Below are 24580 nucleotides of genomic sequence, written 5' to 3' on the forward strand. Positions count from 1 at the left end.
CCGCGATGCTGAACCTCGCCGAATACCGCCAGCGCCCGGCCTTGCTTGCCGACTGGCTGCCCTGGGCCGGGCTGGTCGCACCGGGCGTCGTCTTGAACAAGGACGGCAGTTTCCAGCGCACGGCCCGGTTTCGCGGGCCTGACCTCGACAGCGCGACGCAAGGCGAGCTAATCGCCACGTCGGCGCGGTTGAACAACGCGCTGCGTCGCATGGGATCGGGCTGGGCGCTGTTCATCGAGGCCGAGCGCCGCGCCGCCGCCGACTATCCGCGCTCGGAGTTTCCCGAGCCGCTTTCGTGGCTGGTGGAGGAAGAACGCCGGGCCGCCTTCGAGGAATCGGGCAATCACTTCGAGAGCGGCTATCACCTGACGCTGCTTTACCTGCCGCCGGAAGAATCCCGCGCCCGTGCAGCCACGATGCTCTACGAGAACACGCCGACGACCGGCGTGGACTGGCGCGGGCGGCTGCAAGCCTTCGTCGCGGAAACGGATCGCGTCTTTGACCTGCTCGACGGCGTGATGCCGGAGATCGCCTGGCTCGATGACAGCCAGACGCTGACCTACCTGCACGCGACCATCTCGACGCGGCGCTATCGCGTGGGCGTGCCCGAAGTGCCGTTCCACATCGACGCGCTGCTGACCGACTCGCCGCTGGTCGGTGGCCTGGCGCCCATGCTGGGCAACCAGCACCTGCGCGTGGTGTCGGTGCGAGGTTTCCCGACCTCGACCTGGCCGGGGATTCTGGATGACCTCAACCGCCTTGGCTTTGCGTACCGCTGGAGCACGCGCTTTCTCTGCCTCGACAAAGCCGAGGCGGAGAAAGAACTTTCCCGCCTGCGCCGCCAGTGGTTCGCCAAGCGCAAGAACGTCATCGCGCTGCTGCGCGAAGCGATCTTCCAGCAGGAAAGCCCGCTGGTCGATACCGACGCCAACAACAAGGCCGCCGATGCGGACGCTGCCTTGCAGGAGTTGGGCAGCGATCAAGTCGCCTTCGGCTACCTGACGGCGACCGTCACCGTCATGGACGAGGACGCCGCCGTGGCGGACGAGAAGCTGCGCATGGTGGAGCGCGTCATCCAGGGCCGGGGCTTCGTGACCATTCCCGAAGCGCTCAACGCCGTGGATGCGTGGCTGTCGTCCATTCCGGGCAACGCCTACGCCAACGTGCGCCAGCCCATCGTCTCGACACTGAATCTGGCCCACATGATGCCGGTGTCGGCGGTATGGGCGGGGCCGGAGAAGAACGACCACCTCGACGGCCCGCCGCTGATCGTCACGCGCACCGATGGCGCGACGCCGTTCCGGCTGGTGACGCACATCGGCGACGTGGGCCACACGCTGGTCGCAGGCCCGACCGGCATGGGCAAGTCGGTTCTGCTCGCCACGCTGGCGATGCAATTCCGCCGCTATCGCGGTTCGCGCATCTTCGCCTTCGACATGGGCCGCTCGATGCGGGCCACGATCCTGGGCCTGGGCGGCGAGCACTACGACCTGGGCACGGATGGCGAAATCGCCTTCCAGCCACTGGCACGCATCGACCGCGAGGGCTACCGCACCTGGGCCGCCGAATGGATCGAAGGCCGCTTGCTGCACGAAGGCGTGGCGGTCGGCCCCGACGAGAAGGCGGCTATCTGGTCGGCGCTGGGAAGTCTCGCCGGGGCGCCGGTGGAGCAGCGCACGATGACGGGGCTTTCCGTGCTGTTGCAATCGAACACGCTGCGGCAGGCGCTGTCGCCTTATGTGCTCGGCGGTGCCCACGGCAAGCTGCTGGACGCCGACCACGACCGGCTGGGCACGGCCGACGTGCAGTGCTTCGAGATGGAGGAGCTGATGCACAGCAAGGCCGCCGTCATGGCCGTGCTGCATTACCTCTTTGCGCGTTTTGATGAACGCTTCGACGGGGCGCCCACGCTGCTGATCCTCGACGAAGCATGGCTGTTCCTCGATGACCCGGTGTTTGCCGCGCGTATCCGCCAGTGGCTCAAGACACTGCGCAAGAAGAACGTCAGCGTCATATTCGCCACGCAGAGCCTTGCCGACATCAAGGATTCGAGCATCGCACCCGCGATCATCGAAAGCTGCGCGAGTCGGATTTTCTTGCCCAACCCGCAGGCGACCGAGCCGCAGATTCGCACGATCTACGAGGGCTTCGGCCTCAACAGGCGGCAGATCGAAATCGTCGCCACCGCGCAGCCCAAGCGCGACTACTACTACCAATCCCGCCTCGGCAACCGCCTGTTCGACCTCGACCTGGGGCCGGCGGCGCTGGCCTTCGCGGGCGCTTCCACGCCGCAAGACCAGCGCGACATTGACCGCGTGCTGCTGGACGCCGGCGTGCCCGGTTTCGCGGGTGCCTGGCTTCGCCACCGCGGCCTCGATTGGGCGGCCGACCTGCTGCCCTCGTTCCCCGGCCTCGCGCCGGGTGCTCGCTGACCAACCCCTGGAGAACCTGCCATGAAGAAGCGCCTTGTCGCGGCCGCCATCGCGGCCATGCTTTGCACCGCCACCGCCCATGCGCAATGGGTCGTGGTCGATCCCACCAACCTCGTGCAGAACACGCTGACCGCGATCCGCACGCTGGAGCAGATCAACAACCAGATCCAGCAGCTTCAGAACGAAGCGCAGATGCTGATGAACCAGGCGCGCAACCTCGCCAGCCTGCCGTCCAGCGTGGTCGGCCAGTTGCGCGCCAATTTGGCGACCACCGAGCGGCTGATCGCCCAGGCCAGGGGCTTGGCCTACGACGTGACGAATCTGGATCGGGAGTTCGCGCGCCTGTATCCCGAGCAGTACGCCGCCACCGTCAGCGGCGACCAGATGTACCGCGACGCGCAGGAACGTTGGCGGAACACGCTCAACGGCTTGCAGACCACCATGCAGATGCAGGCGCAGGTGTCGCAGAACCTGGGCGAAGACGAAAGCGTGCTGGCCGATCTTGTGGTCAAGAGCCAGTCGGCCGAAGGTGCGTTGCAGGCGATGCAGGCCATGAATCAATTGCTGGCCTTGCAGGCCAAGCAGTCGATCCAGTCGCAGCGGCTCCAGATCACGCAAGACCGGGCGGCATCGCTGGAGCTGGCGCGGCAGGCGGCAGCCACGGAGCGCGCCCGCGAGGTGCGGCGGCGCTTCCTCGGCGACGGCACGCCGTACACGCCGCAGTCCGTGAACTTCTACGGCAACTGACGGGAGGCCGCCATGCGATGCGTCCTCGCCCTTGGTGTCGTGCTGCTGGCCGCTTGCGGCGAGCAGCTGACCACCTTGCCGATGCCTTGGCCGCCGATCCCGTGCGGCTGAAGGCATTGCGCGCGCAATGCGCGGCCGACCGGCAGGCCACGGGCGAGGACGCTTGCCGTGCCGCCGCCGAAGCCTTCCGGCGGCGCTTCTTCTCCGGCCAGGCCGGGCCGGATGAGTACCAGACGCTGGCCGACCTGCCGCCGATCCCGCCGAGCTTCGAGGAGCCGGCCGATGGCGTGGCGCCGGCCGATCCCGCCGAACCGGAGGACACGCCATGAATGACGTGACCATCATCGACCAGTTCCTCAACACCTTCGCCGCCTACATCGACTCGGGTTTCGGGCTGCTGCGGGGCGAAGTGGCGTTCCTCACGGCCACGCTGATCGTCATCGACATGACGATCGCCGGCCTGTATTGGGCCATGAGCCATGCCACCGGCCAGGGCGAGGACTTGATCGCCAAGCTGCTGCGCAAGGTGCTCTACGTCGGTGCCTTCGCCTACATCATCAATAACTTCAACTGGCTGGCCAGCATCGTGTTCCGCTCGTTTGCGGGATTGGGCATCACCGCCACCGGCTCGGCCATCACGATGGAGAACTTCTTGCAGCCGGGCCGGCTGGCGAAAACCGGCATCGACGCCGGGGCGCCGATTCTGGAGCAGATCGGCGAGATGGCGGGCTTTCCCGAAGTGTTCGTGAACCTCGACCCCATCGTGGTGATGTTCCTCGCGTGGCTGATCGTGGTCTTGTGCTTCTTCGTGCTGGCGATCCAGCTGTTCATCACGCTGATCGAGTTCAAGCTGACCACGCTCGCCGGATTCGTGCTGGTGCCATTCGCGCTCTGGAACAAGACCGCGTTCCTCGCCGAAAAGGTCTTGGGCAACGTGGTGGCCTCCGGCGTCAAGGTTCTGGTGCTGGCCGTGATCGTCGGTATCGGCTCGGGCTTGTTCGCTCAGTTCCAAGTCCATCCCGCCGAGCCGTCCATCGACCACGCGCTGGTCATCATGCTGGCCTCACTCACGCTGCTGGCGCTGGGGATCTTCGGCCCCGGCATTGCCACGGGCCTCGTGTCCGGTGCGCCGCAACTCGGCGCGGGCGCAATGGCCGGTGCTGCTGTCGGCGCTGCCGGCACGGCCGTCGCCATTGGCGCCGCTGCGACGGGCGTAGGCGGTGCCGTGGCCGCTGGCGCGCGCATGGCCCCGGCTGCCGCCAAGCTGGCCGGCGCTGGTGCGCGTGCCGCCACGTCGGCGGCTGGTAGTGCGAAATCGGCGTTCCAGGCCGGCTCCGCCGCCGCAGGTGGTGGTGCGAAAGGCGCAATGGCGGGCCTGGGCAACGTCGCCAAGACCGGCGCGCAGGCAGCCGGGCGAGGCGCTGCATCCCGCGCTTCCGCTGCCGGGCAACGCATGGCCGCTCCCTTCCGCGCTGGCTGGAATGGCGCTGCTGCCGATAGCGGCGCGGGCGCGGCATCCGGTCAGGGTGCCGCAGGCGAGGCCGCATCCGGCGCCGCTACGGCGCAGACACAGGAACAGCCCGCTTGGGCCAAGCGCCTGCATCGCCGCCAGCAACTCACCCATGCCGCGACCACCACCGCCCACGCGCTGCGCGGTGGCGATGGCGGCGGCTCCGGCCAAGGGCCAAGCCTGCGCGATTCCGATTCATAAGGAGAACTGACCATGCGATTCAAGAAACCGCAGGTGCGCTATGCCGACACGCCGCAGCCTGCCACGCCGTACCAAGCTGCCGGCCAGGTGTGGGATGACCGTATCGGCTCGCCGCGTGTGCAGGCGAAGAACTGGCGGCTGATGGCCTTCGGGTGCCTCACGCTCGCACTTCTGATGGCCGGCGGCCTGGTGTGGCGCTCGGCGCAGTCCATCGTGACGCCTTACGTGGTGGAGGTGGACAACGCGGGCCAGGTGCGCGCCGTGGGCGAAGCCGCCACGCCGTACCGGCCCAACGATGCGCAGACCGCGCACCACATCGCGCGCTTCGTGACGCTGGTGCGCTCGCTGTCCATCGACCCCATTGTCGTCCGCCAGAACTGGCTGGACGCCTACGACTACACGACCGACAAGGGCGCGGCCGTGCTCAACGACTACGCACGGGTCAACGACCCGTTCGCGCGCATCGGCAAGGAGTCGGTGACGGTGCAGATTGCCAGCGTGACCCGTGCCAGCGACACGTCTTTCAACGTGCGCTGGACGGAGCGGCGCTACGTCAACGGCGCCGCCGCAGGCACTGAACGCTGGAACGCCGTGATTTCCATCGTGCAGCAGACGCCACGCACCGAGGAACGCCTGCGCAAGAACCCTCTCGGCATTTACGTCAATGGCCTGTCGTGGAGCCGCGAACTGGATTCTTCCGAAGGAGTAAAACCATGAACCTGTCTTTCCGCTTTTTCGCTTTGCCGTTGATGCTCGCTGCCCTTGCGGGCTGCGCCACGCAGGGCAAGCCACCGCCGACCATCTCGCTCGATGAGCAGCCGGTGCAGGCCCAGCCGCTACCCGAGCCACCCGCGCCGGTGGAGGTGGTGGCCGTGCCCGAGGTGCTGCCGATGCCGGCGCAGTTGAAGCCATTGCCCGAAGCCGAGGACGCCAAGCCCACGCCGGAGCCAGCCGACGAGAAGGTGCGCGTCTCACGGGCCAATGCCGAGGCGCGCGTCGCACCCACGCGCGAGGGATACGTCAACGCGATTCAGGTGTGGCCGTTCACCGATGGCGCGCTCTACCAAGTCTATGCAGCCGTAGGCCGCGTGACCGTGATTTCGCTCCAGCCGGGCGAGGAGCTGGTGACGGTGGCCGCTGGTGATACCGTGCGCTGGATCGTGGGCGATACGTCGAGCGGCAGCGGTGCTGACCTGCGCGTCAATGTGCTGGTCAAGCCGATCCGCTCGGGCCTCAAGACCAATCTCGTCATCACCACCAACCGCAGGACGTACCTGCTGGAGTTGGCTTCGACGGAAAAGACGTGGATGGCGTCGGCTTCTTGGGAGTATCCGCGTGACCGGATGCTGGCCTTGCAGCGCCAAGCGCAGGCGGCCAGCGCCGCCGCGCCGGTGGACTCCGGCTTGTCGCTGGAGAACCTGCGCTTTCGCTACGCGGTCAGCGGCAGCACCCCGCCGTGGAAGCCGCTGCGCGCGTTCGACGACGGCGCGAAGGTCTATATCCAGTTCCCGCCCGGTATCGCGCAAGGCGAGTTGCCGCCGCTGTTCGTGATCGGGCCGGAAGGCGACGGGCAACTGGTCAACTACCGCTTCCGCTCGCCGTACTACATCGTGGATCGGCTGTTCGGCGCCGCCGAACTGCGCCTGGGCGGGGACAAGGGTGACGTGGTGCGAATTGAGCGCACGGACGGCGTTGCGCGGAGGAACTGACCATGAGCCAGGACGACACCCCCGACCTCGCCACGCCACAGGCGGGCAAGGTCGCGCCGGAGGCGGTGGCGCTGCGCGCCCAGCCGCGCCCAGTCACTCGCCTGAATCGGCGCACACTGGCCATCCTCGTCGGCGGCCTGTCCGTCGCCGTGCTCGGGGCCACGATCTGGTCGCTGCAACCGCAGCGGCGCGGCGCGGGCGAGCAGACCGAGCTTTACAACGTCGATCGTGTCTCGAAGTCCGAAGGGTTGGACGGCCTGCCGGCGGACTACTCGAAGCTGACGCCGAAAGTGCCCGAGCTGGGGCGGCCGCTACCGGGCGACCTCGGCCCGGCCATCGTGAACTCGCAGCAGCCGGCCGTGGCCGCTTACGCGGCCCCTGGCCACGATCCCAACGTGTTCTTCCGCTCGGGCGGCCAAGGGCAGGCGGCCGCCACGATAGCGCAGGCGGCGCCGGGTGCGCCCGGCGGTGCAAGCGCACTCGCGGCCTTCGACCCGCTCGCTGCCGGGCCGGCCTCGACGGCGGCCCAGCCCGCCGACCCGACTGCCGTGCAGAACCGGCAAGACCAGAAAGAGGCGTTCCTGAAAGCCGGCTCTACGGAAACCCGCAATTCCGGCAATCTGGCGCTGCCGGCGTCGCCCTATCAGGTGATGGCCGGAACCGTGATCGCCGGGGCGCTGGTGACAGGCATCAAGTCCGATCTTCCGGGCGATGTGATCGCCACCGTCACAGAGCCGGTCTATGACACGGCCACGGGCAAGTTCCTGCTGATCCCGCAGGGGTCGCGCATCCTGGGCAAGTACAACAGCCAGGTCAGCTATGGGCAGAGCCGCGTGCAGGTGGTGTGGAACCGGGTCATCCTGCCGGATACCTCATCGCTGACGCTCGACAACCTTGTGGGCACCGATCCAGCGGGCTACGCCGGCCTGGAGGACGACGTGGACTGGCATTGGAAGCGCATCGTCTCGGGCGCGGTGCTGACGACGCTGCTGGGCGTGGGCGCCGAACTGGCCGCGCCGGAGAACCGCCAGGACGGCAACCGCATCGTCATCGCCGGGCGTGATAGCGCCCAGGACAGCATCAATCAAGTCGGACAGGAGATCACCCGGCGCAACATGAACATCCAGCCGACGCTGACCACGCGGCCCGGCCTGCCGGTGCGGATCATCGTCAACCGGGATCTGGTGCTGCGGCCGTACCAGCCCCTGTTCTTTAACCGGGGAGCTTCGCAATGACCACGACCAAGAAGCTGCGGCTCGGGCCTCTGCCCAAGACCGAGAGTGTCAAGCTGACCTTCGCCTGCCCGGCAAGCCTGAAAGCCGACCTCGACCGCTACGCCTCGCTGCACGCGCAGGCGTATGGCGAGGTGGTCGATGCAGAGAAATTGATCCCGCACATGCTGGAGGCGTTCATGGCGGGGGATCGGGGATTCAGGAAGGGCACGGCGACCCGGAGCGCGCCATCGAAGCCGACATGATGGCGTCACATACCAACGGCATCCATCGAACGCGCAGCCACCGGCTGCGCGTTCTTCATTCTGGATGCCGCCAAGCCTCTTGGGCTATGATGACGCGACAGGCCCGCCGTTCCTCGGCAATCCAGCACGACACGGTGCGATGCGGCTTTCTCTCCCGACGCTCTTATGTGGCTCCTAGCCGACGAAGCCGCGGTTCTGCAAAGCGGCCCCGAAAAGAGCTAACCTACTGTCCCATATACGGTTTCAAGCCCTGCGTGATTTGCGCGAAAGACTTGACACCGGCACTTTTTTGTTGCCTGAAAGCCTGCGTCAGTTGTTCTCGGACAACTGGTCGAGGATGGCGGGATTCTCAAGGGTCGAGGTGTCCTGCGTGATGGCCTCGCCCTTGGCGATCGACCGCAGCAAACGCCGCATGATCTTGCCGCTGCGGGTCTTGGGCAGGTTGTCACCGAAGCGGATGTCTTTCGGTTTGGCGATCGGGCCAATTTCCTTGCCCACCCAGTCGCGCAATACCTTGGCGATGGCTTTGGCCTCTTCACCGGTGGGGCGCGAGCGCTTGAGCACCACGAAGGCCACGATGGCCTCACCCGTCAGATCATCCGGGCGACCCACCACGGCAGCTTCGGCCACCAGATCGGTCTTGCTCACCAGGGCCGACTCGATCTCCATCGTGCCCATGCGGTGGCCCGACACGTTGAGCACGTCGTCGATGCGCCCGGTGATGCGGAAGTAACCGCGGTCGGCGCTGCGCACCGCGCCGTCGCCGGCCAGGTAGTAGCCTTTGAGCTCCTCGGGGAAGTAGCTCTTCTTGAATCGCTCGGGGTCGCCCCAGATGGTGCGGATCATGGAAGGCCAGGGCTTCTTCACCACCAGGATGCCGCCCGAGCCGTTGGGCACATCGATGCCGGCTTCGTCCACGATGGCCGCGGCAATGCCGGGCAGCGGCAGCGTGCACGAGCCCGGCACCAGCGGCGTGGCGCCCGGCAGCGGCGTGATCATGTGGCCACCGGTCTCGGTCTGCCAGAAGGTGTCCACGATGGGGCAGCGCTCACCGCCCACGTGTTTGTAGTACCACATCCAGGCCTCGGGGTTGATGGGCTCGCCCACCGAGCCGAGCAGGCGCAGGCTGGTCAGATCGGAGCGTGCCGGATGCACTTTTTCATCACCTTCGGCGGCCTTGATCAGCGAGCGGATCGCCGTGGGCGCGGTGTAGAAGATGGTGCATTTGTGCTTCTCGATCATCTGCCAGAAACGACCGGCGTTCGGGTACGTGGGCACGCCCTCGAACACGATCTGCGTGGCGCCGGCGGCCAGCGGGCCGTAGGTCACGTAGGTGTGGCCGGTGATCCAGCCGATGTCGGCGGTGCACCAGAAGATGTCATCGGCCTTCAGGTCGAAGGTCCAGTTCATGGTGAGGTTGGCCCACAGCAAATAACCGCCGGTGCTGTGCTGCACGCCCTTGGGCTTGCCGGTGGAGCCGGAGGTGTAGAGCACGAACAGCGGGTGCTCGGCGCTCACCATCTCGGCCGGGCACACGTCGGACTCGCTGGCCATCACCTCGTGCATGAAGCTGTCGCGCCCGGCCACCATGTTGCAGGCGGTGGGCGTGCGCTGGAACACGATCACGTTCTTGATGCACTCGCAGCCACCCATGGCAATACCGTCATCCACGATCGCCTTGAGCGGCAGCTCTTTGCCGCCGCGCAGCTGGTAGTTGGCGGTGATCACGGCCACGGCACCGGCGTCTTGAATGCGCTCTTGCAGCGCCTTGGCCGAGAAGCCGCCAAACACCACGCTGTGGGTGGCGCCAATGCGGGCGCAGGCCTGCATGGCCACCACGCCTTCGACCGTCATGGGCATGTAGATGACCACACGGTCGCCCTTCTTCACACCGCGCGCCTTGAGCGCATTGGCAAAGCGCGAGACCTTGGCCAGCAGTTCCTTGTAGCTGACCTTGGTGACCTCGCCGCCGTCGGCCTCAAAGATGATGGCGGTCTTGTTCTCCACCGGCGTGCCCATGTGGCGGTCCAGGCAGTTGTACGAGGCATTGAGCTCGCCGTCCTCGAACCACTTGTAGAACGGCGCATTCGTCGAGTCCAGCGTCTTGGTGAAGGGCTTGTTCCAGGTCAGCGTCTCACGGGCCAGGCGCGCCCAGAAACCCTCGAAGTCCTTGTCGGCCTCGTCGCACAGCGCCTGGTAGGCCGCCATGCCCGATACCCGGGCAGCTTTGACGGTTGCTGCAGTGGGTTCAAAAACGCGGTTCTCGACCAGGGTCGATTCGATGGACGTCGACGGTGCGGACATGGGCAGTCTCCTCAGGTGTTGTGGATTCGGATCTCAACCGATGACTGTGGGCAAAGGCTCTTACGAGCCACTTACATGGCGGGAAACACGCCCGTTCGGCCGACCCGGTACATCGGTACAAACCCGGGCTCAGCGCAAAGACCACCCTACAATACACCCGCTTTGTGGCCGCCCGTCCCGGGCACCCGGCGCATTGCATCTCCCATGACCGATCCTGTCAAAACTCCCACCCCGATTCGCGCCTTGCCCAACCTGATCTTCGCCAGCCGCTGGCTCCAGTTGCCGCTCTACATCGGCCTGATCGCGGCGCAATGTATCTACGTCTTTCACTTCTGGGTCGAACTGGTTCATCTGGTCGAAGCAGCCTTTGGCAGCCAGGTGGCGCTCGACAAACTCGTCAGCAGCATCGGCTACAAAAGCGACGTGCAACTGACCGGTCTCAACGAGACGGTGATCATGCTGGTGGTGCTGGCCCTGATCGACGTCGTCATGATCTCCAACCTGCTGATCATGGTGATCATCGGTGGCTACGAGACCTTCGTGAGCCGCATGAACCTGGAGAACCACCCGGACCAGCCCGAGTGGCTGAGCCATGTGAATGCTTCGGTGCTCAAGGTGAAGCTGGCCACAGCCATCATCGGCATCAGCTCCATCCACCTGCTCAAGACCTTCATCAACGCCGCCAACTACACCGAACAGGTGCTGATGTGGCAAACCATCATCCATGTGGTGTTCCTGCTCAGCGCCATGGCGATTGCCATGACCGACAGGCTGATGCAGCCACCCGTGGGCTCGGGGCACTGAGGAGCGCGTCAGCGCCCCACCATCTGCTCGGGCCGCACCCACTGGTCGAACTGCTCGGCCGAGACGAAGCCCAACGCCAACGCCGCCTCGCGCAGGCTGGTGCCCTCCTTGTGTGCCTTCTTCGCGATCTGCGCCGCCTTGTCGTAACCGATGCGCGGGTTGAGCGCGGTCACCAGCATCAGGGACCGGTCCACCAGTTCGGCGATGCGCGCGCGGTTGGGCTCGATGCCCACCGCGCAGTGGTCGTTGAAGCTCCTCATGCCGTCGGCCAGCAGGCGAACGCTCTGCAGGAAGTTGTGCGCCACCATCGGCCGGAACACGTTGAGCTCGAAGTTGCCCGAGGCACCACCGATGTTGATGGCCACGTCGTTGCCCATCACCTGGGCGCACAGCATGGTCACCGCCTCGCTCTGCGTGGGGTTGACCTTGCCGGGCATGATGGACGAGCCCGGCTCGTTCTCGGGGATGCTCAACTCGCCGATGCCGCTGCGCGGCCCGCTGGCGAGCCAGCGCACGTCGTTGGCGATCTTGTTCATGCTCGCGGCCAAGGTCTTGAGCGCACCGTGCGCATGCACCAGGGCATCGACGCTGGCCATGTTCTCGAACTTGTTGGGTGCGCTCACCAGGGGCATACCGGTGAGCCGTGCCAGCTCGGCCGCCACCGCTTCGGCGTAGCCCTTGGGTGCGTTCAGCCCCGTGCCCACGGCCGTGCCGCCCAGGGCCAGTTCACACAGGTGCGGCAGCGCATCGCGCACATGCCGCTCGCAGTGCGCCAGTTGCGCGGCGTAGCCCGAAAACTCCTGCCCGAGGGTCAGCGGCGTGGCGTCCTGCAAGTGGGTGCGGCCAATTTTCACGATGTCATGGAACTCGGCGGCTTTCTGCGCCAGCGTGGCTCGCAGCGCGTCCAGCGATGGCAGAAGCCGGTTGGTGATCGCGTCCACCGCCGCCACATGCATGGCCGTGGGAAACACATCGTTGCTCGACTGGCTGCGGTTCACGTCGTCGTTGGGGTGCACCAGCCGAGCTTCGCCGCGCGGTCCCCCCAGCAACTCGCTGGCGCGGTTGGCCAGCACCTCGTTGAGGTTCATGTTGGTCTGCGTGCCCGAACCGGTCTGCCACACCACCAGCGGAAATTCGGCCTCGTGCTGCCCGGCAATCACCTCGTCGGCCGCCGCCACAATGGCTCCGGTTTTCTTCTCGTCCTGCAGGCCGAGTGCGTGGTTCACCTCGGCTGATGCACGCTTGACCTGCGCCAGCGCCCGGATGAGTTCACGCGGCTGACGCTCACCCGAAATGTCGAAATTCTGCAGCGAGCGCTGGGTCTGCGCGCCCCAGAGCCTCTCAGTGGGCACGGCAACCTCGCCCATGGTGTCGCGCTCGATCCGGGTCTTCATGGCACTCTCCTGTGTCAGCCGGCGTTGGGACGACCTGTCAAAATACCGGTTGGCCCACCGTAGCAGACTATGCGCCGCCCCGGCCCCTGCGGCAACGGCCCACCCGACCACAACCTCCCCACCGCCATGACCACGAGCATCCGCCAGAACGACCTGATCGAATCCGTCGCCGCCGCCCTGCAGTACATCAGCTACTACCACCCGGCCGACTACATCGCCCACCTCGCCCGCGCCTACGAGCGCGAGCAGAGCGCCGCCGCCAAGGACGCCATCGCGCAGATCCTGACCAACAGCAAGATGAGCGCCATCGGCCACCGCCCGATCTGCCAGGACACCGGCATCGTCAACGTGTTCCTGAAGGTGGGCATGAATGTGAAGCTCGACGGCTTCACCGGCAGCCTCGAAGACGCCATCAACGAAGGCGTGCGCCAGGGCTACAACCACCCCGACAACCAGCTGCGCGCCTCGGTCGTGGCCGACCCGCAGTTCGCGCGCAAGAACACCAAGGACAACACCCCCGCCGTGATCTTCACCGAGCTCGTGCCCGGCGACACGGTGGAAGTGACCGTGGCGGCCAAGGGCGGCGGCAGCGAGAACAAGAGCAAGATGATCATGCTCAACCCGGGCGACTCGGTGGTTGACTGGGTGATGAAGACCGTGCCCACGATGGGCGCGGGCTGGTGCCCGCCGGGCATGCTGGGCATCGGCATCGGCGGCACCGCAGAAAAGGCGGTGCTGATGGCGAAGGAAAGCCTGATGGACGACATCGACATGTACGAGCTGCAGGCCAAGGCCTCCAAGGGCGAGAAGCTCAGCCAGGTCGAAGAACTGCGACTGGAACTGTTTGACAAGGTCAACGCGCTGGGCATCGGCGCGCAGGGCCTGGGTGGTCTCACCACCGTGCTCGACATCAAGATCAAGATGTACCCCACGCACGCGGCCAGCAAGCCCGTGGCCATGATCCCCAACTGCGCCGCCACGCGCCACGCGCACTTCGTGCTCGACGGCAGCGGCCCGGTCTACCTGGAGGCGCCCAGCCTGGACTTGTGGCCCAACGTGAACTGGGTGCCCGACACGCAGAAGAGCCAGCGTGTGGACCTGAACCAACTCACCAAGGCCGAGGTGGCCAGTTGGAAGCCAGGCCAGACCCTGCTGCTCAACGGCAAGATGCTCACCGGCCGCGACGCCGCGCACAAACGCATCCAGGACATGCTCGCCAAGGGGCAGAAGCTGCCGGTGGACTTCACCAACCGCGTCATTTACTACGTGGGTCCGGTCGACCCGGTGCGCGATGAAGCCGTCGGCCCCGCCGGCCCCACCACCGCCACGCGCATGGACGGCTTCACCGACATGATGCTGGAACAAACCGGTCTTATCGCCATGATCGGCAAGGCCGAGCGCGGCCCGGTCGCCATCGAATCCATCAAACAACACAAGAGTGCCTACCTCATGGCCGTGGGCGGCGCGGCCTACCTCGTGTCCAAGGCCATCAAACACGCCAAAGTGGTGGGCTTCGAAGACCTCGGCATGGAAGCCATCTACGAATTCGACGTGGTCGACATGCCGGTGACGGTGGCGGTGGATTCGGGCGGTACCAGCGCGCACATCACCGGCCCAGCCGAGTGGCAGAAGCGCATCGCCACCGGCGAGTTCAAGGGCATCAGCGTCGCTGCTGCTTGAAAACCGTCGGGGTGTTCGACAGCGGGGTCGGCGGCCTGAGCGTGCTGCGCGCCCTGCTGGCCGAGCTGCCCGGCGTGCGATTCATCTACGTGGCCGACAGTGCCTACGCCCCCTATGGCGAGCGCACGGTCAGCGAGATCACTGACCGATCGGAACGCATCACCGCCTGGCTGCGCGGAACCCACCACATTGACGCGTTGGTGGTGGCCTGCAACACCGCCACCGCTCTCGCCATTGACAGCCTGCGCGCCACCCACCCCGACCTTCCCATCGTGGGCGTGGAGCCTGCGCTCAAGCCCGCTGCGCTCATGAGCCACACGCGCCACGTTGGCGTGCTGGCCACACGGGGAACACTCGACAGCCAGCGATTCGCGCGCCTGCGCACGCAGCTGGAAAGCGCCGCTTTGAGCCCGGTCCATTTCATCTGCCAGCCCTGCGATGGCCTGGCCGACGCGATCGAGCGTCACGATCTGCGGACCCAACAGTCCCTGTGCGAACGCTACGTGGCCGCGCTGCGCGAACACGCTCCCGGGGACATGGACACCGTGGTGCTGGGCTGCACACACTACCCCTTCGCCGCAGATGTTCTGACCCAACTCCTGGGGCCCGCCGTGACCTTGGTCGACACGGGCATCGCCGTCGCACGTCGCACACGCGACGTGTTGGGCATGTCCATCGGGGTCGTGACCCCTGCGACGCCGCCTGTGCTGTTGTCCACCGGCGATCCCGCAAAGCTGTCGCAGGGGGCCAGCCGCTGGCTCGACCTGCAGACCCGCGCCGAGCAGCTACTGGTCTGACGTGCTGATCGCTTGAAGCGCGGCCTCCCGACCCCGCTTCATGTTGACCGGAATCAGCAACAGCAACCCGATCACGAACAGCACGGCGGTGGACCCGATGGCCAGCCGCTGGTTGCCCCCCGTCATCCAGGTGATGGCGCCATAGCTCAGCGGCCCGATGATGCTGGCCACGCGGGTGGCAAAGGTCCACAGGCCGAAGAATTCCGCGAGCTGCGCCGACGGCGCCAGCATACCGGCCATCGCGCGGCCCGACGACTGGCTGGAGCCCATGCACACCCCCGCAATGGCAGCGGCGTACCAGAAGCCGCCCTTGGTGGTGGTGATGGCCGCGATGATGCAGGTGGCGACCCAACCCACCAGCGTGATGCCCAGCGCCAGCTTGTGGCCCAGGCGGTCCTGCCAGTAACCGAAGGCGAACGCACCCACCATCGCAGCGATGTTGAGCACGAAGATCAACACCATGGTTTCCTGTTGCACGAAGCCGATCACCTGCTCGGCGTAAATGGCCGCCAGCGTGATCGCCACCGCCACACCACCCTGGTAAGCGGTGACGCAGGCGAGCAGCCACATGAAGTCCTGGTAGCGCCGCGCCTGCTGAAACGTACTGCGCAACTGACGGTACGACTGCCTCCAGGCAGACCCTGTGCTCAAGCCGGTTGGAGGTCTTGCGCGCTCGCGCAGCAAAACCAGGGTGAACAACGACGCAACCGCGAACACGGCAGCCGTGATCAACATGGTCACCGGCACGAACTCGGCAGCCTTCTGCCCTTGCGCCTGCGCCCACAACACATAGGCCAGGCTCAGGCCCAGGGCCAGCATGCCACCGCAGTAACCGAGGCTCCAACCCCATCCACTCACACGCCCCATCGCCGACGGCCTGGCCAGTTCCGGAAGGAATGCCGCCACGAGGGACTCGCCCCAGGCAAAGAACACGTTGGACACCACGATGAGCAGCATGGCCAACGCGACCGCCCCGGGCCCCACCAGGGCCAGCGCGGCCGTGGCGAGCACACAGCCCGCGGTCGTCAACATCAAGAGCCTCTTCTTTGCCGCGTGCTGATCGGCCCAGGCGCCCATCGCCGGAACGGTCAGCATCACGATCAGGTGCGACACGCTCAAGGCAGCGGTCCATGCGAATGCGGCCCACTCGGCACCATCTGCCACAGCGCCCACGAAATAGGCGGCAAACACCGCGGTCAACACCACCGTGGTGTAGCCCGAGTTGGCGAAGTCGAACATCGCCCAGCCGAACACCTCGCGCTTGCGCACGCCGGGGTTCAGGGCATCGGTGGAAAAGAAAGACATGGGGCTCCGGGCGGCGGGCTGGGGCCCGCCATGCCGCGCAGTCTAGGGCCTGAGGATGTCAGGCCGACGCATCCCGTCGCGGATCAGTGCAGGTGGCGCGGCTTGCGCGGGCCACCATGGCCCGAAGGACCACCGTAGCCGCGCGGGGGCTTGCCCAGTTGCATGGAACTCACCAGGGCATCAAAGCGCTGGGTGAAGAGCTTGTCGATGGCGCCCACCACGTCGCCCAGTTCGGCGGCATCGAAATGGCGCTCCATGACGTGGAGCACATCCTGCACCAGCAAATCGCGTTGCACCTGCATGATGGCGGCCGGCGTGGGCCCGACAAAGCACATCAGGAAGTCATCGCGCGCTTCTTCCTCGGAGGATTCGTCCTCTTCGTCGAACTCGGCATCGTAGAACGACACCTCCAGCGGCGCACCGGTGGCCGCGATGTCGTTGAGGCCCATGCAGGCCTCTTCGATCACCTGGCGAAAGTCCTCGTCGCCGGGCACGGTCCAGCAGATTTGCAGTACATGGGCTTCGGCATCAAAGCGGATGCCTGGCTCGTCTTCGTAGCTGCTCTCCGCCGCAGCGGCCAGCGACTTGGCACCGGCATATACCCACACGGGTTTGAGGGCGTCCTGGATCTGCGCATAGACCACGTCCTCGCGCAGAGGCACGTCGCCATGCACGTGGATTTCGAAGGGCGCGTTGTATCGGGTCATGAAAACTCACTGTACCGGCGAAACCGGAAAAAACCTAGTCCTGGTGCCTCGAACCGGGGTCGAACCGGTACGCTCCCTTTCGGGATGGCGGCGGATTTTAAATCCGCTGTGTCTACCAATTTCACCATCGAGGCCGAGTGTGGATTGTCGCAGGTGGAGACACCTTGGAAGCGAGCGAGCCGAATGAACCAGACGGCTGAAATGAAACAACCCCGGCAACGATCAAGTTGGCGGGGTTGCGGATGATCTGGAGGCGCGATCCGGAGTCGAACCGGACTAACCGGATTTGCAATCCGGGGCATAACCGCTTTGCTATCGCGCCATCAGGGTCGGTACCAAAGCACCGATCTGAAAAGGCTACAAAAAAGGGAAGCAGAGCTTCCCTTTTTGAATCTGGAGCGGGAAACGAGACTCGAACTCGCGACCTCAACCTTGGCAAGGTTGCGCTCTACCAACTGAGCTATTCCCGCATTTTTCAGCACTTTCTTCATGCTGTTCCGCTTGTCTGCCGGAAACCGAAATTCTAACCCAAAAATCGGGCCTCTTTCAAGCCCCCTCAAATTTTTTGATCAATGTTTCACCGCGTCCTGCCCGGGCGTAGGCGTGCGCGTGGAAGCCGCAGCGATCTGCGCCGCCACCTCTTCGTCCGTCAGCGGCACTGGCTGACGTTCGAGTGCAATGGCCAACACTTTGTCGATCCATTTCACCGGCACGATCTCCAGACCCAGCTTGACGTTGTCCGGGATATCGGCCAGGTCCTTGACGTTCTCTTCAGGAATGATCACCGTCTTGATGCCGCCGCGCAGGGCAGCCAGCAGCTTCTCTTTCAAACCGCCAATGGCCGTGACTTCGCCGCGCAAGGTGATCTCACCGGTCATCGCCACATCGGCTCGCACCGGGATGCCGGTGATCGACGACACGAGAGCTGTGGTCATGGCAGCACCTGCGCTCGGTCCGTCTTTGGGCGTCGCGCCATCGGGCACGTGAATGTGAATATCGCGCTTGTCGAATTGCTCATCCTTGATGCCCAGCATGCGGGCACGGCTGCGCACCACGGTCCGGGCCGCTTCCACGGACTCCTTCATCACGTCGCCCAGTGAACCGGTGCGGGTGATGATGCCCTTGCCCGGCATGATCGCGACCTCGATGGTGAGCAGATCGCCGCCCACTTCAGTCCACGCCAGACCGACCACCTGGCCCACCTGGTTCTGTGCCTCGGCGCGGCCATAGCTGTACTTGCGCACACCCAGGAAGTCGTTGAGGTTCTCCGCATCCACCACCACGGTGGGCGTGTACTTCTTGAGCAGCAGCCCCTTGACCACCTTGCGGCAGATCTTGGAGAGCTCGCGTTCCAGCGAACGAACACCTGCCTCGCGGGTGTAGTAACGAACGATGTCGCGCACCGCCTCTTCCTTCACCTCAAGTTCGCCCTCTTTCAGGCCGTTGTTCTTGAGCTGCTTGGGCAGCAGGTAGCGCATCGCGATGTTGGTCTTTTCCTCTTCGGTGTAGCCCGAGAGGCGGATCACTTCCATGCGGTCCAGCAGGGCCGGCGGAATGTTCATCGAGTTCGAGGTTGCCACGAACATCACGTCGGACAGATCAAAATCGACCTCGACGTAGTGGTCGCCGAAGGTGTGGTTCTGCTCAGGATCCAGCACCTCGAGCAGCGCGCTCGACGGGTCACCGCGGAAGTCGGTGCCCAGCTTGTCGATCTCGTCGAGCAGGAACAGCGGGTTGCGCGTGCCGACCTTGGTCAGGCTCTGCAATACCTTGCCCGGCATGGCGCCGATGTAGGTGCGGCGGTGTCCTCGGATCTCGGCCTCGTCACGCATGCCGCCCAGCGCCATGCGAACGTACTTGCGCCCGGTGGCCTTGGCCACCGACTGCCCCAGCGAGGTCTTGCCCACGCCGGGCGGGCCCACCAGGCACAGAATGGGCGCCTTGACCTTTTCCACGCGCTGTTGCACAGCAAGATACTCAAGGATGCGGTCCTTGACCTTCTCCAGCCCGTAGTGATCTTCGTTGAGCACCGCCTCGGCGTGCGCCAGGTCGTGCTTGATCTTGGTCTTCTTGCTCCAGGGAAGCGCCACCAGAGCGTCGATGTAATTGCGCACCACCGTGGCCTCAGCCGACATGGGCGACATCAGCTTGAGCTTCTTGAACTCGGCATCGGCCTTCTTGCGTGCCTCGGCGGGCATCTTGGCGGCCTTGATCTTCTTCTCGATCTCCTCGATGTCGGCGCCCTCTTCGCCTTCGCCGAGTTCCTTCTGGATAGCCTTGACCTGTTCGTTGAGATAGAAGTCGCGCTGGTTCTTCTCCATCTGGCGCTTCACGCGGCCACGGATCTTCTTGTCGACGTTGAGGATGTCGACCTCGCGTTCGAGCTGCTCGAACAGGTTTTCCAGTCGCTTGTTGACCGGATCGAGGTCGAGCACGACCTGCTTGGATTCGAGCTTGAGCGGCAGGTGCGCGGCGATGGTGTCGGCCAGACGACCTGGATCATCGATGCTGGAAATCGAGGTCAGGATTTCCGACGGAATCTTCTTGTTGAGTTTGACGTACTGGTCAAACTGCTGCATCACCGCGCGGCGCAGGGCTTCCAGTTCGTTGGACTGCGTGTCGGCACGCTCGACCACCGGATCGACCGGGCTCACGCTGGCAATGAAATGGCTCTCGCCATCGCGAATGGCCAACACCTTGGCACGCTGCACACCTTCAACCAGCACCTTCACGGTGCCGTCGGGCAACTTGAGCATCTGCAGGATGGTGGCCACACAGCCCATTTCGAACATGTCGTCGGTCGACGGCTCATCTTTGGCCGCCGCTTTTTGCGCCACCAGCATGATGCGGCGCTCGGACTCCATGGCCGATTCGAGCGCCTTGATGCTCTTGGGACGACCCACGAACAGAGGGATCACCATGTGCGGGAACACCACCACGTCGCGCAGCGGCAGCAACGGCAGGTCAACCGGGGAACTGGGGAGAGGGGTTTGTCCGGACATTTCAACCTCGACTAAAACAGGTAACTGGGGTTGGTGCGGGCGATATCAACCGGACGCATCGCTAAGGGGCGCTTCCTGAAACGCCCGACATCGCAGGCCCATTCAGGCCTGCTTGGCCGCCTCGCGGTACACCAGCAAAGGCGGCTTGTTTTCGTCGATGGTGGACTCGTCCACCACCACCTTCTCGACATTGTTCATGCTCGGCAGTTCGAACATCGTGTCGATCAACGCGTTCTCGAGGATCGATCGCAGGCCGCGAGCGCCCGTCTTGCGGGCCAACGCTTTGCGGGCGATCGCCTTGAGCGCCGCGGGACGCACTTCCAGTTCGGCGCCTTCCATGGCCAGCAAGCGCGAGAACTGTTTCACCACCGCGTTCTTGGGCTCGGTGAGGATTTCGACCAGCGCGTCCTCGCTGAGTTCCGACAAGGCGGCGATCACGGGCACACGGCCCACCAGCTCGGGAATCAGGCCGAACTTGATCAGGTCTTCGGGTTCAATTTCCTTGAAAGCTTCGGTCAGGCTGCGTTGCTTCTTGCTTTTCACCGTGGCGCCGAAGCCGATGCCCGAGGCCTCGGTGCGGTTCTCGATGATTTTCTCCAGGCCGGCAAACGCGCCGCCGCAGATGAACAGGATGTTGGTCGTGTCGACCTGCAGGAAATCCTGGTTGGGGTGCTTGCGCCCGCCTTGGGGCGGCACCGAGGCCATGGTGCCCTCAATGAGCTTGAGCAAGGCCTGCTGCACGCCCTCGCCGGAGACGTCGCGGGTGATGGACGGGTTGTCGGACTTGCGGGTGATCTTGTCGATCTCGTCGATGTAGACGATGCCCTGCTGCGCGCGCTCGACGTCGTAGTTGCAGCTCTGGAGCAGCTTGGCCACGATGTTTTCCACGTCTTCACCCACGTAGCCGGCTTCGGTCAGCGTGGTGGCGTCAGCCATGACGAACGGCACATTGAGCATGCGCGCCATGGTCTGGGCCAGCAGCGTCTTGCCCGAACCCGTGGGCCCGATCAGCAGGATGTTGCTCTTGGCCAGTTCCACATCGTCCTTGCGGGCCGTCTGTTTGTGGCGCAAACGCTTGTAGTGGTTGTAGACCGCCACGGCCAGAGCGCGCTTGGCACCCTGCTGGCCAATCACGTAGTTGTCGAGGTTGGATTTCAGGTCCGAGGGCGTGGGCACCTCTTCGCCCGACGCCTTCACCGACTCAAGGCCGGGCAACTCGTCACGGATGATGTCGTTGCACAGGTCGATGCATTCGTCGCAGATGAACACCGAGGGGCCGGCGATGAGCTTCTTGACCTCGTGCTGGCTCTTACCGCAGAAGGAGCAGTAGAGCGCTTTTTCGCTGGAGGCGGCTTTTTTGTCGGCCATAGGGGAAGGTCAGGTGGAACAGTAAGAACAATGATAGATCAAGCCTTCCGGGCGCCAAACCCGGGAAAAGCGCCTTTATTGGCACTGTCTCCCGCTTTTCGCCGCGCGGTCGGAATCAGTTCGCGCTCGGGCGTTTGTCGATCACTTTGTCGATCAAGCCGTACTCGGCCGATTCAGCGGCGGACATGTAGTAGTCGCGCTCGGTATCGCGTGCAATGCGCTCCAGAGGCTGGCCGGTGCGTTCGGCCAGGATCTTGTTGAGTTGCTCGCGGGTCTTCAGGATCTCGCGGGCCTGGATCTCGATCTCGGTCGCCTGACCACGGCTGCCACCTGACGGCTGGTGGATCATGATCTTGGAGTTGGGCAGCGAGAACCGCTTGCCCTTGGCGCCCGCCGCCAGAAGGAAGGCACCCATGCTGGCCGCGAAACCGCAACACAGCGTGGACACATCGGGCTTGATGAAGTTCATGGTGTCGAAGATCGCCATACCGGCGCTCACCGATCCACCAGGAGAGTTGATGTAGAACGAAATGTCCTTGTCGGGGTTTTCGCTTTCGAGAAACAACAACTGTGCCACCACGAGGTTGGCCGAATGGTCGTTGACCTCGCCCACCAGGAAGATCACGCGCTCTTTGAGCAGGCGCGAATAGATGTCGTAGGCACGCTCGCCGCGACCCGAGGTTTCGATCACCATGGGCACCATGCCCAAGCCTTGAATGTCCATTGCGCTCATGCGTTTCTCCATGTGTTGTTGCATTGCCGTGTCACTACTGTAACCAACCCACTGTGGCCGTATGCACACAAGGGCGATCGCCTTTGAGGCGCCAAAAGGACAGTGGGTCGCACGTGGGGCTCAAATCGGCAAAAAAAAGGGCGGATCGCTCCGCCCTGTGCGATCAGGCCCGGCAAGCCGATCAGTTTTGAGCCATCAGTTCGTCGAAGCTGACCGCCTTTTCGGTGATCTGGGCCTTGGACAACACGAACTCGGTCACGTTGTTCTCGATCACGATGGCTTCAACTTCGGCCATGCGGCGGTTGTCGCCCTGGTACCAGCGCACGACGTCGGCCGGCTTCTCGTAGGAGGCGGACAGCTCGTCGATGTGGGCCTTGATCTGCTCGGGCTTGGCGTGCAACTCGTTGGCACGCACCAGTTCGGCCACCACCAGACCCAGGCGCACGCGTCGCTCGGCCTGTGGGCGGAACAGCTCCTCGGGGATCGGGGCCTTCTCGGCATCCTTCACACCGCGCTGCTTGAGGTCGGCGCGCGCACCTTCGACCAGGCGGTCGAGTTCGGACTGCACGACCGACTTGGGCAGGTCGAGTTCAGACGTGGCGATCAGCGCGTCCATCACGGACTGCTTGTTGCGGGCTTGCAGGCGGAACTTGACTTCGCGCTCCAGGTTCTTCTTGATGTCGGCACGCAGGCCGTCGACCGTGCCGTCGGCAATGCCGAGCGACTTGGCCAGGGCCTCGTCCACCTCGGGCAGGTGGGCGGCCTCAAGCTTGTTGACAGTGACCAGGAAGTCAGCGGTCTTGCCGGCCACATCCTTGCCGTGGTAGTCCTCAGGGAAGGCCAGCGGGAAGGTCTTGCTTTCGCCTTGCTTCATGCCTCGCACGGCGTCTTCGAACTCCTTGAGCATCTGGCCATCGCCCACGATGAACTGGAAGGCTTCGGCCTTGCCGCCTTCGAACGGCTCGCCGTCGATCTTGCCGGCGAAATCGATGGTGGCACGGTCACCGTCCTGAGCGGCCTGGTCTTGCGCGCGTTGCGCGAAGGTGCGGCGCTGCTTGCGCAGGATGTCCAGGGTGCGGTCGATGGCGGCGGCATCGACTTCAGCCGAGACCTTGTCCACCGTGGCGGTGGCCAGATCACCGATCTTGACTTCGGGATACACCTCGAACACCGCGTCAAAAGTCAGTTCACCCTCAGGTGCGCCTTCCTTTTCGGTGATCTTGGGTTGGCCGGCGACGCGCAGCTGCGCTTCGTTGGCGGCGGTGGCGAAAGCCTCACCGACCTTGTCGTTCATCACTTCGTAGTGGACCGAATAACCGTAGCGCTGGGCGACCACGTTCATGGGCACCTTGCCCGGACGGAAACCGTCCATCTTCACATCACGAGCCAGGCGCTTGAGGCGGTTCGCCACCTCGTTCTGGATCACATTGGCCGGCAGCGAGAGCGTGATCTTGCGCTCGAGCTTTTCCAGGGTTTCAACGGTCACGGTCATGGTTCTCTCCAAAAGGGTGATGCCCAAAAATTGCGGTTCGGCCAGCCTGCCTGGACGAACCGGGGATGCATGTGTCTGTGGTGGTGCGCGGGGGGGGACTCGAACCCCCACACCATTGCTGGCGTCAGGACCTAAACCTGGTGCGTCTACCAATTTCGCCACCCGCGCGCCTGGTTGGGGTTTCGGGCCTGGCGCAGATGGGTCTGCTCCACGCCTTGTCCTCCTCACGGCAACCCTCGATTGTAGCCCTTGCCAGCAGGCGGTCCGGACGCCGCTCAGGCCCCCAGGCGGTGGCGCAGCATGCGCACGGCGCTGCCCGGTGTGGTGAGCACCGGCAGGTCCACGGCCCTGTGCACCGCCATTTGCGCGCGTGCCATGCTGAACTGCGCCAATGCAATGACGTCGCAGCCCTGGTCGGCGAGCCAGCGCGCGGCCTCGACGACCAGCGCGTCGTGCTCGGCGGTGTCACCGCGGTTGAGAGCCTCCAGCGCACCGGCTGCCAGGCGGGTAACCAAGGCGGTTCCCGCCGGGAACTCGGGCGGCATCGACTCAAGCGTGGGACCGAACGATGCAATCAGGCCCACACGCCCGCCGTGTGCGGCTGCGTCGACCACCATGGCTTCATTGGGCTTGAGCACCGGCATGTGACGCCGACGCGCCGCTGCTGCCTCGATGCAGGGCCCAAAGGCAGAGCAGGTGAACAGGATGCCGTGTGCCCCCGCGCGCTCGGCATAGGCGGACAAGTCCTCGAACCGCTGGTGCATGGCGGCGTCCAGCCCCGCACCGTTGCGCGCCAGATCGGCCGACAGACTGTCGTCGAGCAGGTTCATGCGGATCGCTTCGGGCCAACGGCGTTCCAGTTCTTCGTTGATGGGCGCCACCGAGTGCGCCAGGGCATGGATCAGGGCAATACGCATG

The 24580-nt window shown here is 64.8% G+C and carries 18 protein-coding genes, 4 tRNA genes and 2 pseudogenes; 11 read left to right on the forward strand and 13 right to left on the reverse strand.

What is annotated here, in order from left to right; translation table 11 throughout:
- Nucleotides 1-5: 5 nt before the first annotated feature.
- From trbE to ASE11_RS18760, 8 genes and pseudogenes are all read left to right on the forward strand, one after another.
- Nucleotides 6-2457, forward strand: a pseudogene (gene trbE / locus ASE11_RS18725) (conjugal transfer protein TrbE).
- Nucleotides 2454-3179 (forward strand): P-type conjugative transfer protein TrbJ, encoded by a 726-nt coding sequence (gene trbJ, locus ASE11_RS18730; protein ID WP_031636889.1) that lies wholly within the window; start codon nt 2454-2456, stop codon nt 3177-3179. Before trbE ends, trbJ begins: the two are co-directional and overlap by 4 nt.
- 12 nt (nt 3180-3191) lie before the next feature.
- Nucleotides 3192-3508, forward strand: a pseudogene (locus ASE11_RS18735) (hypothetical protein).
- The gene (gene trbL / locus ASE11_RS18740; protein ID WP_031636886.1) at nt 3505-4890 is read left to right on the forward strand and encodes a P-type conjugative transfer protein TrbL; all 1386 of its coding nucleotides are present in this window, start codon (nt 3505-3507) and stop codon (nt 4888-4890) included. Before ASE11_RS18735 ends, trbL begins: the two are co-directional and overlap by 4 nt.
- 12 nt (nt 4891-4902) lie before the next feature.
- Complete coding sequence (gene trbF, locus ASE11_RS18745; RefSeq protein ID WP_023114200.1) at nt 4903-5607, forward strand: conjugal transfer protein TrbF; 705 nt, start codon at nt 4903-4905, stop codon at nt 5605-5607.
- Nucleotides 5604-6599 (forward strand): P-type conjugative transfer protein TrbG, encoded by a 996-nt coding sequence (trbG, locus tag ASE11_RS18750; RefSeq protein WP_031636884.1) that lies wholly within the window; start codon nt 5604-5606, stop codon nt 6597-6599. Before trbF ends, trbG begins: the two co-directional genes overlap by 4 nt.
- Nucleotides 6600-6601: 2 nt before the next feature.
- Complete coding sequence (locus ASE11_RS18755; RefSeq protein WP_056275105.1) at nt 6602-7834, forward strand: TrbI/VirB10 family protein; 1233 nt, start codon at nt 6602-6604, stop codon at nt 7832-7834.
- Nucleotides 7831-8076, forward strand: coding sequence for a DUF2274 domain-containing protein (locus ASE11_RS18760; RefSeq protein ID WP_031636880.1), 246 nt, complete (start codon nt 7831-7833; stop codon nt 8074-8076). Before ASE11_RS18755 ends, ASE11_RS18760 begins: the two co-directional genes overlap by 4 nt.
- 309 nt (nt 8077-8385) lie before the next feature.
- Here ASE11_RS18760 and acs read toward each other — a convergent pair whose 3' ends face one another.
- Nucleotides 8386-10380: an acetate--CoA ligase gene (acs, locus tag ASE11_RS18765; RefSeq protein WP_056275108.1), complete on the reverse strand. Its 1995-nt coding sequence runs from the start codon at nt 10378-10380 to the stop codon at nt 8386-8388.
- A gap of 204 nt (nt 10381-10584) precedes the next feature.
- On the opposite strand from acs, the gene ASE11_RS18770 reads away from it, so the two are divergent.
- Nucleotides 10585-11184, forward strand: coding sequence for a TIGR00645 family protein (locus ASE11_RS18770; protein ID WP_056275110.1), 600 nt, complete (start codon nt 10585-10587; stop codon nt 11182-11184).
- Nucleotides 11185-11192: 8 nt separating this feature from the next.
- Here the strand turns inward: ASE11_RS18770 and fumC are convergent, their stop codons facing one another.
- On the reverse strand, nt 11193-12578 hold the full coding sequence (gene fumC / locus ASE11_RS18775) for a class II fumarate hydratase (RefSeq protein WP_056275112.1): 1386 nt from the start codon (nt 12576-12578) through the stop codon (nt 11193-11195).
- A gap of 126 nt (nt 12579-12704) precedes the next feature.
- Here fumC and ASE11_RS18780 point away from each other — a divergent pair, with 126 nt between their 5' ends.
- Together ASE11_RS18780 and murI are read left to right on the forward strand one after the other, a co-directional pair.
- A complete protein-coding gene (locus ASE11_RS18780) occupies nt 12705-14258 on the forward strand; it encodes a fumarate hydratase (protein ID WP_056276333.1) in 1554 nt (517 codons plus the stop codon).
- The gene (gene murI / locus ASE11_RS18785) at nt 14255-15055 is read left to right on the forward strand and encodes a glutamate racemase (protein ID WP_056275114.1); all 801 of its coding nucleotides are present in this window, start codon (nt 14255-14257) and stop codon (nt 15053-15055) included. The genes ASE11_RS18780 and murI overlap by 4 nt, the downstream gene beginning before the upstream one ends.
- Here murI and ASE11_RS18790 read toward each other — a convergent pair.
- The 11 genes from ASE11_RS18790 to ASE11_RS18840 form a co-directional block, all read right to left on the reverse strand.
- On the reverse strand, nt 15044-16360 hold the full coding sequence (locus tag ASE11_RS18790; protein WP_056275115.1) for an MFS transporter: 1317 nt from the start codon (nt 16358-16360) through the stop codon (nt 15044-15046). The two genes, murI and ASE11_RS18790, sit on opposite strands and share 12 nt — an antisense overlap.
- An 83-nt stretch (nt 16361-16443) precedes the next feature.
- The gene (locus tag ASE11_RS18795) at nt 16444-17067 is read right to left on the reverse strand and encodes a DUF6806 family protein (RefSeq protein WP_056275117.1); all 624 of its coding nucleotides are present in this window, start codon (nt 17065-17067) and stop codon (nt 16444-16446) included.
- Nucleotides 17068-17108: 41 nt separating this feature from the next.
- Nucleotides 17109-17201, reverse strand: a tRNA-Leu gene (locus ASE11_RS18800).
- A gap of 114 nt (nt 17202-17315) precedes the next feature.
- A tRNA-Cys gene (locus ASE11_RS18805) sits at nt 17316-17389 on the reverse strand.
- Nucleotides 17390-17461: 72 nt separating this feature from the next.
- Nucleotides 17462-17537: transfer RNA gene (locus ASE11_RS18810), tRNA-Gly, on the reverse strand.
- A gap of 99 nt (nt 17538-17636) precedes the next feature.
- The gene (lon, locus tag ASE11_RS18815; protein ID WP_056275119.1) at nt 17637-20069 is read right to left on the reverse strand and encodes an endopeptidase La; all 2433 of its coding nucleotides are present in this window, start codon (nt 20067-20069) and stop codon (nt 17637-17639) included.
- A gap of 102 nt (nt 20070-20171) precedes the next feature.
- On the reverse strand, nt 20172-21437 hold the full coding sequence (clpX, locus tag ASE11_RS18820; protein WP_056275121.1) for an ATP-dependent Clp protease ATP-binding subunit ClpX: 1266 nt from the start codon (nt 21435-21437) through the stop codon (nt 20172-20174).
- Nucleotides 21438-21552: 115 nt separating this feature from the next.
- Nucleotides 21553-22170 carry an ATP-dependent Clp endopeptidase proteolytic subunit ClpP gene (clpP, locus tag ASE11_RS18825; protein ID WP_056276336.1) on the reverse strand — a complete coding sequence of 206 codons (618 nt, stop codon included), beginning with the start codon at nt 22168-22170 and terminating at the stop codon, nt 21553-21555.
- A 181-nt stretch (nt 22171-22351) separates the two neighbouring features.
- On the reverse strand, nt 22352-23662 hold the full coding sequence (gene tig / locus ASE11_RS18830; protein ID WP_056275123.1) for a trigger factor: 1311 nt from the start codon (nt 23660-23662) through the stop codon (nt 22352-22354).
- Nucleotides 23663-23743: 81 nt separating this feature from the next.
- Nucleotides 23744-23830, reverse strand: a tRNA-Leu gene (locus tag ASE11_RS18835).
- Nucleotides 23831-23937: 107 nt separating this feature from the next.
- A complete protein-coding gene (locus ASE11_RS18840) occupies nt 23938-24579 on the reverse strand; it encodes an aspartate/glutamate racemase family protein (RefSeq protein WP_056275125.1) in 642 nt (213 codons plus the stop codon).
- Nucleotide 24580: the final 1 nt, after the last annotated feature.

Source organism: Hydrogenophaga sp. Root209 (assembly GCF_001428625.1).
Lineage (GTDB): Bacteria > Pseudomonadota > Gammaproteobacteria > Burkholderiales > Burkholderiaceae_C > Hydrogenophaga.